12 protein-coding genes are annotated in these 13,010 nt (G+C 69.7%); 6 read left to right on the plus strand and 6 right to left on the minus strand.

Annotated elements, in window-relative coordinates:
• Positions 1–21: 21 nt before the first annotated feature.
• From ACWPOC_RS08355 to ACWPOC_RS08365, 3 genes are read left to right on the plus strand one after another with little or no spacing between them, the layout of a single operon-like run.
• On the plus strand, positions 22–1,584 hold the full coding sequence (locus ACWPOC_RS08355; RefSeq protein WP_455408403.1) for a flavin-containing monooxygenase: 1,563 nt from the start codon (positions 22–24) through the stop codon (positions 1,582–1,584).
• Positions 1,581–2,408 (plus strand): SDR family NAD(P)-dependent oxidoreductase, encoded by an 828-nt coding sequence (locus tag ACWPOC_RS08360; RefSeq protein ID WP_455408404.1) that lies wholly within the window; start codon positions 1,581–1,583, stop codon positions 2,406–2,408. The genes ACWPOC_RS08355 and ACWPOC_RS08360 overlap by 4 nt, the downstream gene beginning before the upstream one ends.
• A gap of 8 nt (positions 2,409–2,416) precedes the next feature.
• Complete coding sequence (locus ACWPOC_RS08365) at positions 2,417–3,328, plus strand: alpha/beta hydrolase (protein ID WP_455408405.1); 912 nt, start codon at positions 2,417–2,419, stop codon at positions 3,326–3,328.
• An 18-nt stretch (positions 3,329–3,346) separates the two neighbouring features.
• On the opposite strand, the gene ACWPOC_RS08370 is transcribed toward ACWPOC_RS08365, so the two are convergent.
• From ACWPOC_RS08370 to ACWPOC_RS08385, 4 genes are all read right to left on the minus strand, one after another.
• Positions 3,347–4,303, minus strand: coding sequence for a glycine betaine ABC transporter substrate-binding protein (locus ACWPOC_RS08370; RefSeq protein WP_447815427.1), 957 nt, complete (start codon positions 4,301–4,303; stop codon positions 3,347–3,349).
• Positions 4,304–4,435: 132 nt separating this feature from the next.
• Complete coding sequence (locus ACWPOC_RS08375) at positions 4,436–5,629, minus strand: NAD(P)-dependent malic enzyme (RefSeq protein ID WP_033097302.1); 1,194 nt, start codon at positions 5,627–5,629, stop codon at positions 4,436–4,438.
• 469 nt (positions 5,630–6,098) lie between these two features.
• A complete protein-coding gene (locus tag ACWPOC_RS08380) occupies positions 6,099–6,521 on the minus strand; it encodes a hypothetical protein (RefSeq protein WP_159418883.1) in 423 nt (140 codons plus the stop codon).
• Entirely contained in the window at positions 6,518–7,372 is an 855-nt protein-coding gene (locus ACWPOC_RS08385) for a PHP domain-containing protein (protein ID WP_159418884.1), read from the minus strand. Before ACWPOC_RS08385 ends, ACWPOC_RS08380 begins: the two co-directional genes overlap by 4 nt.
• Before the next feature lie 132 nt (positions 7,373–7,504).
• On the opposite strand from ACWPOC_RS08385, the gene ACWPOC_RS08390 reads away from it, so the two are divergent.
• Positions 7,505–8,563 (plus strand): magnesium and cobalt transport protein CorA, encoded by a 1,059-nt coding sequence (locus ACWPOC_RS08390; RefSeq protein ID WP_192378733.1) that lies wholly within the window; start codon positions 7,505–7,507, stop codon positions 8,561–8,563.
• Complete coding sequence (locus ACWPOC_RS08395) at positions 8,560–10,368, plus strand: hypothetical protein (protein WP_455408406.1); 1,809 nt, start codon at positions 8,560–8,562, stop codon at positions 10,366–10,368. Before ACWPOC_RS08390 ends, ACWPOC_RS08395 begins: the two co-directional genes overlap by 4 nt.
• Positions 10,369–10,386: 18 nt before the next feature.
• Here ACWPOC_RS08395 and ACWPOC_RS08400 read toward each other — a convergent pair whose 3' ends face one another.
• Positions 10,387–11,496, minus strand: coding sequence for a winged helix DNA-binding domain-containing protein (locus ACWPOC_RS08400; protein ID WP_455408407.1), 1,110 nt, complete (start codon positions 11,494–11,496; stop codon positions 10,387–10,389).
• A complete protein-coding gene (locus ACWPOC_RS08405; RefSeq protein ID WP_159418887.1) occupies positions 11,493–12,083 on the minus strand; it encodes a suppressor of fused domain protein in 591 nt (196 codons plus the stop codon). The genes ACWPOC_RS08400 and ACWPOC_RS08405 overlap by 4 nt, the downstream gene beginning before the upstream one ends.
• 73 nt (positions 12,084–12,156) lie before the next feature.
• Here ACWPOC_RS08405 and ACWPOC_RS08410 point away from each other — a divergent pair, with 73 nt between their 5' ends.
• The gene (locus tag ACWPOC_RS08410; RefSeq protein WP_120281888.1) at positions 12,157–13,002 is read left to right on the plus strand and encodes a chromosome partitioning protein ParB; all 846 of its coding nucleotides are present in this window, start codon (positions 12,157–12,159) and stop codon (positions 13,000–13,002) included.
• The last annotated feature ends 8 nt before the right edge of the window (positions 13,003–13,010 follow it).

The raw sequence follows: 13,010 nt of genomic DNA on the forward strand, positions 1-13,010 counted from the left end.
GAACGCTCTAGCCTCAAGTACATGAGTCTTCCGGTTACAGATACCGTCGCCGACGCGGAGATCCGTCAGGTCGACACGCTGATCATCGGCAGCGGGTTCGCCGGGCTCGGTGCGGCCATCCGACTGTCGCAGGCGGGCAAGGACTTCCTCCTGCTCGAACGCGCCTCCGAGGTGGGCGGCACCTGGCGCGACAACACCTACCCCGGCGCGGCGTGCGACGTGCCGTCGAACCTGTACTCCTACTCGTTCGCCCTCAACCCCGGCTGGACGCGCTCGTTCTCGCCGCAGCCGGAGATCCAGGAGTACATCCGCTCGGTCGCCGACCGGTACGACGTGCGGCGACGCACCGTCTTCGGATGCGACGTGCAGACGGCCCGCTGGAACACCGCGACGCACCGCTGGGACGTGGCCACCACGCGCGGCAAGTACAGCGCCAAGGTCGTGATCTCCGCGGTCGGCGCCCTGTGCGAGCCGTCGCTGCCCGACATCGAGGGCATCTCCGGGTTCGAGGGTGAGATCTTCCACTCGGCGCGGTGGAACCACGACGCCGACCTCGCCGGCAAGCGCGTCGCCGTCATCGGCACCGGAGCCTCCGCCATCCAGATCGTGCCGGCCATCGCGGGCACCGTCGGCCGTCTCGACGTGTACCAGCGCACGGCACCGTGGATCCTCCCCCGCTTCGACCGCGAGTACACCGCCCCCGAGCGGTTCGCCTTCCGCTACATCCCCGGCTTCCAGCGTCTCTCGCGTGCCCTGCAGTACACCGCCCGCGAGACGCAGGTCGTGGGTCTGGCCAAGGCGCAGGCCTTCATGAAGCCGCTCGAACTCGCCGCGCGCATCCAGGTCCGCCGGCAGATCCGCGACAAGGAACTGCGCCGGAAGGTCACGCCGAATTACGGCATCGGTTGCAAGCGCATGCTGATCTCGAACAACTACTACCCCGCCCTCGACCGGCCGAACGTCGACCTCGTCACCGACGGCATCACCCGCGTCACCCCGCGCGGCATCGTCACGAAGGACGGCACCGAACGCGAGGTCGACGCGATCGTCGTCGCGACCGGCTTCCACGTCACCGACTCCCCGACCTTCGCCGGTATCTTCGGCAAGGACGGCCGCTCGCTCGCCGAGGTCTTCGACGAGACCGGCATGCAGGGGTACAAGGGCAGCTCGGTCGCCGGCTTCCCGAACCTGTTCTTCCTCGTCGGCCCGAACACCGGACTCGGCCACACCTCGATGGTGTACATGATCGAGTCGCAGCTCGAATACGTCGTCGACGCGATCCGCACGATCGACCGCAACCGCATCGGCGCGGTCGAGGTCCGCGAGGACGTGCAGGACGAGTACAACCGCGACCTGCAGCGCGCGCTGCGATCGAGCGTGTGGAACAACGGCGGGTGCGCGAGCTGGTATCTCGACAAGCACGGCAACAACACCACGTTGTGGCCGGGATTCACCTTCGAATTCCGCCGTATCACCCGCAGATTCGACCTCGAGGCGTACCGTAGCGTCGCCGAATCGGATCTCCCCGTCGCCACCGACCGTCCCGCGCAGGAGCACACGTCCCGAGAGGCAGCAGTTCGATGAGTGAATTCGCAGGCCGGGTCGTCGTCGTCACGGGCGCGGGTTCCGGGATCGGACGGGCCCTCGTCCTCGCCCTCGCGGCCCGAGGTGCCCGCCTGGCGATCTCGGACGTCGACACCGCAGGGCTCGAGGAGACCGCGCGTCGCGCACGGGATCTCGGCGCCGAGGTGAAGGCCGACCATCTCGACGTCACCCAACGCGAGAAGGTCCTCGAGTACGCCGAGCAGGTCGCCGCCCACTTCGGCGCGGTCCACCAGGTGTACAACAACGCGGGCATCGCCTATCACGGCGACCTCGAGCGCACCGAGTTCAAGGACATCGAGCGCGTGATGGACGTCGACTTCTGGGGAGTCGTCAACGGCACCAAGGCTTTCCTGCCGTATCTCATCGCGTCGGGCGACGGCCACCTGATCAACGTCTCGAGCCTGTTCGGTCTGCTGAGCATCCCGGGCCAGGCGGCGTACAACTCGGCGAAGTTCGCCGTGCGCGGGTTCACCGAGGCAGTACGGCAGGAGATGCTCGTCGCGCGGCATCCCGTGCAGGTCACGTGCGTGCATCCCGGTGGCATCAAGACCGCGATCGCGCGCAACGCCGCTGTCCCCGACGGCGACGACCAGGCGACCTTCGCGGAGTTCTTCGACCGCAAGCTCGCACGCACGACCCCCGAGGACGCGGCGAAGACCATCCTCACCGGTGTGCGGAAGAACAAGGCGCGCGTGCTCATCGGCGCCGATGCGAAGCTGCTCGACGCCTTCGTCCGCGTTGCCGGACCGGCCTATCAGCGTGTCGTCGCCACCGTGACCTCTCGGGTCGTGCCGAGGGGATAGGCTGCGGCATGCCTCCGACACCGCAGTTGTCACCGCGGGTGGCGCGTACCGCCCTGCGTCCTCTCTTCCGTGCCCTGCTGTCGCCGCGCTGGTCGTTCTCGACGCAGCGCCGGTTGCTCGATCTCGCGGCGCCGTTGCAGTTCCTCCCGAAGGACACCGTGGTGCGCCCGATCCGTCTGGCGGGACGCCCCGCCGAGCGGATCACGGTGGGCGCCACCGAGCGGACCACGGCGATCCTGTACCTGCACGGCGGGGCGTACACCGGCGGGTCGCTCGCCACGCACCGCTCGCTCGCGGCGTATCTCGCCGCCGCGTCCGGATCGGCCGTGTACGTCCTCGACTACCGGCTCGCTCCCGAGCATCCCTATCCGGCGGCGTTGAACGACGCCGAGGCAGCCTACCTCGAACTCGTCAGCGAGCACGGCTTCGAGGTGCCGGACACCGCGATCGCCGGCGACTCGGCCGGCGGTGGCCTCGCCGCGGCCACCACACACCGGCTCATCGACCGTCACGGGATCACCCCGCCGGCGCTCGGATTGTTGTCGCCGTGGACCGATCCGGCCGCCCGCGACCTGCCCGACGTGAACGACGTCGTTCTGAACAAGGGCTGGGTGTATTCCTCGGCCGAGGCGTATCTCGCCGGAGGCGATCCCACCGATCCCGGTTACGCGCCCATCCACGCCGATCCCACGGGTCTGCCGCCGACGCTCATCCAGGTGGGCACCGCGGAGATGTTCCACCCACAGGTGCGGCAGTACGCCGAGAAGCTCCGGGCCGCGGGCGTCGACGTCACCCTCGTCGAACAACCCGAGCTGTGGCACGTCGCGCCGTTGCAGGCGTCGCTCGTTCCCGAGGCCGCCGCGGCGATCTCCGACTTCGGTGTGTTCCTCCGGGACCGGATGGGCACCCGCGCGGGCTGAGTACTCGCGGGGTGCCGTTCACGCTCCGGCGTGTTCGTCGATCCATTCGCGGGCCACGGTCTCGGGATCGTCTCCCTCCTCGACACGCGCACGCAGTTCGGTGAGATCGCTCGTGGTCAGTTCACCCGCGATGGTCCGCAACGCGTCGAGTTGTGCCTCGTCGAGGGTGCCCTTGCGGAAGACCGGGACGACGTTCTGGGCCGGCAGGACCGGTGCGGGCGCATCGTCGGCGTTCGTGTCGTCCTGCGGGCTGCGGTCGGGTGCGTCGGGCACGGTGCTCACGGGCGAATCCGCGTCGATCTCCGCGAGGGCGGACGACGTCGTGGTGGTTCCGACGACCGTGTCGGGTTCCGACGCGACGGCGACGGACTGTGCATCCTCGATCCGTCGCACCTCGCGCGGGCGGCAGTCGGCGCGTTCGAGGGCGGTGAGTCCACCGGCGGTGTCGAAGTCCTCGGTCACCGCGAAGGTCAGGTCGGCGCAGCGGCCGGCGAGGTCGGCCACGCGGCTCACCGACCATTGCGTGAGCCGTTCGCGGTCGGCGAGCAGCACCGCGCGGTCCTGCGCCGAGGCGTAGTCGGAAATCGTCAGTTCGTCGGGCAGTGCGCGCGCCAGCGCCTCGAAAACGTCCTCGGCGTCGGTCGCGTCGGCACCGGGATCGTAGGACGCGAGCAGCCGTCCCGTGTAACCGGGGATCAGCGTGAGATCGGCGGCGTCGAGCGCTGCGGTCGGATCGGCGACGCCGGAGCGGACCTGCACGTCGATCCCGCTACCGCGCAGCGCTCCCGCGTACAGCTGCGCGAGCAGTTCCTCGTCGGGCCGCTCCCCCGCCCCGACGATCACCGTCGTCGACGGTGCCGCCTCGTCGAGAACGGGCGACGCACATCCCTGGAGCACGGCCGCCGCCGCGCATGCGGTGAGCACCGTCGCCGCGACCGGCCGGATCCGTCTCGCTTCGTTCGCCACGGCGGTCATTGTCGCCCACCGGTGTGCCACGGTCCGCACGTGCCCGACCGTCCGGCCCGCCGAGGCGCCGAACGCCCCGATCCGGAACCTTTGTGCGGTTCGGATCGGGGCGTTCGGTGCGATCTCGCCGGGAGCGAATCCCTAGTCGGTGACGCCTTCGGCCTTCGCCGCGGCCGCGACGGCCTCGGCGACGGCGGGCGCCACACGCGGATCGAGCGGGCTCGGGACGATCTTGTCCGCAGCCAGTTCGTCACCGACGACCGAGAGGATGGCCTCGGCGGCGGCGAGCTTCATGCCCTCGGTGATGCGGCGGGCACCTGCGTCGAGCGCGCCCTTGAACACACCGGGGAAGGCCAGCACGTTGTTGATCTGGTTCGGGAAGTCGCTGCGACCCGTCGCCACGATCGCGGCGTGCTTGTGGGCGATGTCGGGGTGGATCTCCGGATCCGGGTTCGACATCGCGAAGATGATGGCGTCGTCGGCCATCGTCGCGACGATCTCCTCGGGCACGGTGCCCGACGACACGCCGAGATAGACGTCGGCGCCGTCGAGCGCCTCGGCGATGCCGCCCTTGCGGCCCTCGGGGTTGGTGCGGGAGGCCAGATCGGCCTTGATCTCACCGAGATCGGTGCGGTCGGAGGAGATGATGCCCTTCGAATCGAGCACCACCACGTCGCGCGCACCGGCGGCGAGCAGGATGTTCGTGCACGCCACGCCGGCAGCTCCGGCCCCGGAGATCACGATGCGCAGGTCGGCGATGTCGCGGCCCTGCACCTTCACCGCACCCTTGAGGGCGGCCAGGGCTACGATGGCGGTGCCGTGCTGGTCGTCGTGCATGACCGGGCAGTCGAGCGCCTCGATGACGCGCTTCTCGATCTCGAAGCAGCGCGGGGCCGAGATGTCCTCGAGGTTGACGGCGCCGAAGGACGGACGCAGCCGGATGAGGGTCTCGACGATCGCGTCGGGATCGGTGGTGTCGAGCACCAGCGGGATGGAATTCAGGCCCGCGAACTTCTTGAACAGCGCGGACTTGCCCTCCATCACCGGCAGCGAGGCACGTGCGCCGATGTTGCCGAGACCGAGGACCGCGGTGCCGTCGGAGACGACGACGACCAGGCGGTTGGTCCAGGTGTAGCGGTCGACGAGGGTCTCGTCGGCGGCGATGGCCCGGCAGACCTGGGCGACACCGGGGGTGTACGCAATGGACAGATCGCGCTGGTTCTCGAGCGGCGCGGTCAGCTCGACCGACAGCTTGCCGTCGACGTGACTCGAGAAGATCTCCTCGTCCGTCAACTCGAGCTTCTGAGGGGTAGGTGCATCAGACACAATTGACACGATGACACTCCTGCGTGTTCCGAGTCGACCTCTGGACTCGGTTGCTGCGAAAACACCGCAGTTCAATGCATTTCACACACGTGCATGCATCGAGTTGCAGCGCTTCGCCAAGGACATTGGATTGAAGCTTCCGGGCGCGATCACGACTGCCGCTGTACAACGCTGTACGGCTTCCGGAACGTGATGGAGCCGGGGCGGGTGGCCCTGGCATCGAGCCCTGGGTGATCTAGCCCTGGGTGGGTCTGCCATCCTTCGTCCGATTCCGGGGTATTCCGGCTTTCGGATTGCCGCAAGTTTGCCACCTTTGCAGACGAACAATCAAATCGGCATCGATTGCGAAGGTCTCACGGTTTTGTCGCCTCACCTGTGAGTTTACGTGCCGTGAACACCGCGCCGCGGGCGCACCGCGACGAATTTCCGCAGTTACACGACGGCTACCGACGGGTAGCCGAGATGGCACTCGGGGTCGTCATCCCCACCACTGGGTGATCATCAGAATCGATGCAGTGAAGATCACCACAAGGCTCGACAGGAGTGCCGCACCACCCGAGCGCCGATCCGCCGTCACCTGGGCGATCACGGCCACGAGCGCGGCGACGACGTGCGCGGCGACCGAGGTGGTGCCCGGACCGGGGAAACCGCGGTCGCCGGCGAGGTACTGGGCCCCGCACACCACGAGCGTCAGGACCAGCACCGCCCCGCACACCACGCCGGAGAGAGCGCGGAGGGCGCGGACCGGCAGACTCGCGCGGCGCGGTGCAGGTTCGTACGGATCGGCGTAGTACCCCTCGTCCGGGTAATACGGTTCGGTGTAGTACTCACTGTCGTAGTAGTTTTCGTCGTTCGACGACCCGTACTCTCCGTCCGGATACCGCGCACCCCGTCGCCTCATCCCTCGAGCACCTCCACGCCGGTCGCGCGGTCGAGCAGCGCCTCGTACGCCGCCGGAGCCGTGGTGAAGCTGCCGAGCCTGATCGTCTTGTTGTCGCCGTGATAGTCGGACGACCCCGTGACGACGACCCCGAGCGACCGCGCGAGATCGCGCATCGTCCGCACGTCCTGCTCGTTGTGATCGGGATGGTCGGCCTCGACACCGCCGAGTCCGAGTTCGGCGAGTTCCTCGATGTGGTCGAGAGCGAGGAGCCGCCCGCGCGCACGTGCCCGGGCGTGCGCCACCACCGGCACACCGCCCGCGGCCGTCACCATCTTCACGGCGTCGGCGAGCGGGGTATCGGCCTTCGGTACGTAGTAACGGCCGCGCGGCGACAGCAGCTCGGTGAAGGCGTCGGCCACCGTGGGCACCACACCGGCGGCGACGAGCGCCCGCGCCAGATGGGGCCGGCCCGCGGCGGGGCCCGCCTCGGCGAGCACCGCGTCGATGTCGATCGGCAGACCGTCGTCCGCCATCCGCACACCCATCGCCCGGATCCTCGACACCCGTTCGCCACGGAGCCGCTCGAGTTCGGCGACGAAGACCGCGTCGTGCGGGTCGAAGAGATAGGCCAGCAGGTGCACGGCGACCGGGGCGCCGTCCTCCCCGCGTCCCGTGCAGGACATCTCCATTCCCCGGACGAGACGCAGGCCCGTCGGCAGGGCCGCTGCGGCCTCGTCCCATCCCGCGGTCGTGTCGTGGTCGGTCAGGGCCACGACGTCGAGACCCGCCCGGGCAGCGGCACGGACCAGTTCCGCGGGACGGTCGGTGCCGTCCGATGCGGACGAGTGGGTGTGGAGATCGATACGCACGCCACCAGTCTGTCAGGTCGGCGGGCTAGCATGACTGGAGCTGCCCCGCCCGGTCCCCGTCGACGGGCGACCGCCGCGCCGCGGGCCTGCGACCGGGCCGCGTCCCAGCGGCATGCCGTGAGGAAGGACAACATGCCGCACCAGCCTTCTCGTGCCACCCGTCGCGGCCCCACTACTCCCCCGGTCCCCACCGAGCAAGCGGTGGTCGACTGCGCGGTCTACGTCGACGGGCACCGCCTGCCCGGCCGCTACAGCCACACCGAGGCGATCGCAGAGGTACGTCGGCGCGGTACGGGATTCGTGTGGCTCGGGCTGCACCACCCCGACGAGGAGCAGATGACGAACGTCTCGCACACCTTCGGACTCCACGAGCTGATGGTCGAGGACGCCGTCCACGCCCACCAGCGGCCGAAGCTCGAGCGCTACGACGACGTGCTGTTCCTGGTGCTGCGCACCGTCAGCTACATCGAGCACGAGTCGGTGACGACCACCAAGGACATCGTCGAGACCGGCGAGATCATGTTGTTCACCGGCCCCGACTTCATCGTGAGCGTGCGGCACGGCGACCACTCCGAGCTCTCGCACGTGCGCAAGCGCCTCGAACGCGACCCCGATCATCTGTCCCGCGGTCCGGCGGCCGTGCTCCACGCGATCGCCGACCACGTGGTCGACTCCTATCTCGCCGTCACCACGGCCGTGCAGCCCGACGTCGACGACATCGAGGAGCTCGTGTTCACCCCCGACACGCGGATCGCGGTCGACCAGATCTACATGCTCAAGCGCGAGATCGTGCAGCTGCGCCGCGCCGTCGTGCCGCTCGCCGAACCGCTGCAGCAACTCATCCGGGCACCGGGCAACCCGATCCCGAAGGATGTCCGGCGGTACTTCCGCGACGTCGCCGACCACCACACCACGGTGTCCGACCGCATCGCCGCCTTCGACGAGACGCTCGGCACGCTGCTCGACGCGGCGATCGCGAAGGTCACCGTGCAGCAGAACACCGACATGCGCAAGATCTCCGCGTGGGTCGCGATCGCCGCCGTGCCGACGATGATCGCCGGGATCTACGGCATGAACTTCGATCGCATGCCCGAACTGCACTGGGAATACGGCTATTACGTCGTGCTCGCCGCGATCGTCGCGATCACCGTGGGACTGTTCGTCACCTTCAGGCGCAACAACTGGCTGTGACGACCGAACTCGACCGAGCCCCGACACGCGCTGCGCAGGCGGTGCGATCGCCGCGACGCCACGTGCTCGCCGTCGCCCTCGCACTGATCCTGCTGCAGACGATCCTCCGGACGGTGGTGGCTGCGACCGGCGAGTTCTACTGGGACGACCTGATCCTCCTCGGGCGGGCGGGGTCGTATCCGTTGCTGTCCGATCTCTTCCTGCGGTACGACCACGACGGTCACCTGATGCCCGCCGCCTTCCTCGTGGCGGGGATCGCCACGGCGATCGCGCCGCTGGAATGGTGGCCGGCGGCGGCCTCGCTCGTGATCGGTCAGTTGCTCGCGTCGCTGGCGGTGCTGCGGGTGCTCTGGCTGCTGCTCGGTCCGCGACGCGCTCTGTGGGGGCCGCTGCTGTTCTATCTCCTCACGCCGCTGACGCTTCCGGCCTTCGCGTGGTGGGCGGCCGCGCTCAACGCGTTGCCGCTGCAGGCCGCACTGGCCTGGGTGGCGGGAGATGCGCTGCAGTACAGCAGGACCGGTCGACGGCGTCATCTCGTGAGCGCCCTCGTCGTCACCGCGGTGGCCCTGGTGTTCTTCGAGAAGTCGGTCCTCGTTCCGTTCGCCGCGTTCGCGACGGTCGCACTCGCACACCACGTCGACGGACTCACGCGCCCGATCCGCAGCACATGGGCGCAGGCCCGGCCGTTGTGGCTCGGGTCGGTGGCCGTGCTCGTCGTGTGGGCGGTCTGTTACGCGACGGTGGTCGAGTCCCGGTTCGGGATCCCGCCGTGGTCGATGGTGGCCGGGCTGACCCATCACGGCATCTCCTACGGGTTGCTGCCGTCGCTGCTCGGTGGTCCGTGGGAGTGGGAACGGTGGAATCCGAGTCCGCCCTGGGCCGATCCCCCGCTCGTGCTCGTCGTCGCCGCGTGGCTCGCCGTCGCTGTTGCGGCGGTGTGGACGGTGCGCCGGCGGCACCGGACCGGGCCGGTGTGGCTCACGGTGATCGCCTACGTCCTGGCCTCGCTCGCGGCGATGATCAGCACGCGCTTCGGCCCGGAGACCACCTACGAACTCGCGCGCACACTGCGTTACTTCGCCGACTCCGCGGTGGTCGTCGCGATCGCCGCGGCGCTGATCCTGCGCGCCCCGCGGCGGGGCACGACGACCCGTCCTCGCGCCGTTCGTGCGACCGCCTGGACCTGCGCAGCCGTGTTCACCGTCGGCTCGCTGTGGTCGACCGTGACGTTCGCGCGCAGCTGGTCGGACAACCCGACGGGCGACTACCTCGGGGCGGCGAAGGCCGCGCTCACGGCCCGGCCCGACGAGCCCGTGCTCGATCACCCGGTGTCGGTGTGGATCCTGCTGCCGGTCACCTACCCGCACAACCTGGTGGGGTCCGTCTTCTCCGCACTGCCCGGCCGGTCCGACATCCGCGACCACGCGACCGACCTGTGGGTCCTCGACGATCTCGGACAGCGCACTCCCGCCGACCTGCTACCGCTGCGCTTCGTCCCGCCCGGCCCCGAGCCCGACTGCGGTCATCGCGTCACCACCGACGCCGTCACGGCCGTGCCGCTCGACTCCCCTGCGGGCGACTGGGAGTGGACGGTGCAGGTGAACTACCGGGCCTCCGCCGACGGCACGATCGGCCTCGGGTTCCCCGGCCACGCATCCGGCACCGTGCCCGTCACCGAAGGACTCGGGACGGTGTACGTCCGCGTCTCCGGGGACGGGTCGGCGTTGCAGGCGCGCTCGTCCACTCCCGGCACCACCGTGTGCCTCGGTGCCGGATCGCTCGGGGTGGTCGTGCCGCGGGGGTGACGGCGGGTCGGAGGCGGCTCAGCGGTCGTCGACGAACCGCACGTCGTGTGTCTCGACCTCTGGTGCCGCGAAGTTCAGCAGTCGCATGCCCTCGGCCTCGAGCGCCGACCGAGCGGACACCGTGACCGTCCGCCACAGCGTCATCTCCACGGCGGCGGTAGTCCGGTCGGTGATCACGCGCGCACTGCCCGCGACAGTGCCCCCGACGAGCAGCAGGGGTGCGATGATCCCGTTCTCCGCCATGATGCGCTTGCGGTGCTCCTCCGAGACGAACCGGGTGCGATCGGCGTGCGAGAGGAGCACGTTGTCGAACGGCGCGAGGATCCGTACGGGAGCAGGGGCCGAGGGGTCGGGTCGCGGCGCGTCGGGCAGGTCGAACAGTTCCGTTCCGCGTTCGTCCCGGAACACGACGAGTTGTGGGCGGAGGCGGTCGACGATCTCGGCGAGCCGGGTCAGGCCGCACCAGGTCTGCACGTCCTTGACACTTGCGGGACCGAAGGCGGCCAGGTACCGCAGGATCAACCGATCTGGGCCGGGGAACGCGGGCGGCGGGCCCACATACTCGTCGAGGTGCGCCAGGCGAGGTTGCCCCGATCGTCCCCACAGTCCGCGCGGCGGCACCTGCACGAGCGGAAGCAGACATCGCACCGCGTGTGCCAGCGCGGCCGGATCCTGGTCGGGGAACCGTTCGGCGAGCAACGGTCGCAACTCGGCCTGACTCATCGGAGTGCCCGCCAGCAGAGCCCGGGCGACCGACACGAGCGCCGACCGGTCGAGACCCTCGAGGCCGATGCGGTGGGCCTTGTTCGCGTCGACGCCCCGGTCGAGCACCGGCTGCACCCACGGGCGCAGCGCGTGCGCATCGGCGCCGGAGACCGCGAACACGGTGCCGCGCATCAACGCGATCCGGACGACCGCCCGCGACTCCAGCAGATCCGACAACGCGTCGGGCCGGAAGCTCCGGATGCGGGTCCACAGCGCGAAATACGGGGCGAGCGGCGCCTGGGCCTGCAACCCGAGCAGGTGCTCGATCATCGACAAGGCATCCGTGCTGCTCCGCCGCAGCAGGTGCTGGCGGGCCAGCGTGGCGCGTCCGAGCGCACGGTCGGTGAGAACCGGGACGGTCACAGACGTGCTTGCGCCCGGCGCGGGTCGCTCAGGTCGATGCCCGCTTCCTCCCACGCCTCGCGCAGCGCCTCGGTTCCCTTCAGCCGCTTCCAGGCCGCCTCGGTACCGGTGATCGGACGGGCCTCGAAGAAGTGGACCGGATCGGACGGCTCGGGCAACTCCAGCGACGGCACGTCGGCCGTCTCGAGCAACACCGCGGTGAACGGAGCGCCCGGCCACAGCGGCTCCCCGAGATCGAGCAGGGCGTCGTCGGTGAGGACCACGCCCTCCACGGCGGGCAGCGCCGCGAGCACCGCGAGGGTGCGGTGGACGCCGGCGGTGACGCCCTCGTCGTCGCGCAGGCTGAGAACCAGTTCGGCCCGCGGCCCGCGCGTCGGGTCGGCCACCATGTCGGTCGGGTCGCCCATCGGGTGCCGGGAACATCCCAGGGTCGCGTACCGCAGGAGTTCGGCGCCGCGGAATCGGAGGACCTCGATCGGTTCGAGACCGAGGAAGGTCACCGACGCCGATTCCGGATCCGGATCACCCGGCGCGGTCAGATGCTCGGTGAGGTGGCTGCGGACGGTGGCGAGAACTGCGTCGGTCACCCCTGCAATGTAGTCCCCGTCCCGCACATGCGGTTCCCACCCGGACCTGTGCACCGCCCGGTACCGTCGAAGCGTGGCTCGCGACACCGGTTTTCCGGTCTCCGATGCCGGCGACGATTTCGCCCGGCAACGCCGGCGCGCCGAGTACGCCCGGCTCATCGCATGGCTGCGCCGCGAACCGGCCGACGTCAACACGGTGCTGCCCTTCGACGACGTCGTCGCCGCCCTCGGACGCCTCGGTGAGCGGCGACTCGGGTTGCAGATCATCGAGGTCGCCTCGATCGTCGGCAGCGTCGACCGCGCCGACGACTTCGACCGACACTTCCGCCCCACCTCGGCGCGTCTGCGCGCACGCTGGGAACGCATCGCGGCCGCGCGGCGCCGCGGCGAGGCCATACCGCCGATCTCCGTGTACCGGGTGGGGCCGATGCACTTCGTGCAGGACGGGCACCACCGCGTGTCGATCGCCTACGCGCAGGGCGATCACACGATCGACGCCTACGTCACCGAGATCACCACGAAGGTGCCCGCAGAGGGCATCAGGGCCCGTCCCGATCTCGTGCGCAAGGACCACTTCCGGATGTTCCTCGGCCGCGTCCCCCTGCACGGCGCCGAGCAGGACGCGATCCGCGTGTCCGACCCGTGGGGGTACGCCGAACTGGCCGAGGCCGTCGAGGCGTGGGGTTTCCGGCTCATGCAGGATCTCGGCGAGTACCTCACCCGCGAGGAGGTCGCGCGTCGCTGGTACGAGGAGGAGTTCGTCCCCGTCGTCGCGATGGCCCGCGAAGCGGGAATGCTGCGCTCACGCACCGACGCCGAGGTGTATCTGTGGATCGCGAGCGAGCGGTACCGACTCGTGCGGCGGCACGTGTGGAGCGAGGAGATCGTCGACGAACTCCGCAGCCGCGCACCCCGCTGACGACTTCG

It is taken from the genome of Rhodococcus sp. 5G237 (assembly GCF_053764735.1).

Excerpts from the sequence above, each read along its gene's own strand:
- ACWPOC_RS08355 (WP_455408403.1), top strand. The coding sequence starts at position 22 with ATGAGTCTTCCGGTTACAGATACCGTCGCCGACGCGGAGATCCGTCAG.
- ACWPOC_RS08380 (WP_159418883.1), bottom strand. The coding sequence starts at position 6,521 with ATGAGGCGACGGGGTGCGCGGTATCCGGACGGAGAGTACGGGTCGTCG.
- ACWPOC_RS08360 (WP_455408404.1), top strand. The coding sequence starts at position 1,581 with ATGAGTGAATTCGCAGGCCGGGTCGTCGTCGTCACGGGCGCGGGTTCC.
- ACWPOC_RS08365 (WP_455408405.1), top strand. The coding sequence starts at position 2,417 with ATGCCTCCGACACCGCAGTTGTCACCGCGGGTGGCGCGTACCGCCCTG.
- ACWPOC_RS08370 (WP_447815427.1), bottom strand. The coding sequence starts at position 4,303 with ATGACCGCCGTGGCGAACGAAGCGAGACGGATCCGGCCGGTCGCGGCG.
- ACWPOC_RS08390 (WP_192378733.1), top strand. The coding sequence starts at position 7,505 with ATGCCGCACCAGCCTTCTCGTGCCACCCGTCGCGGCCCCACTACTCCC.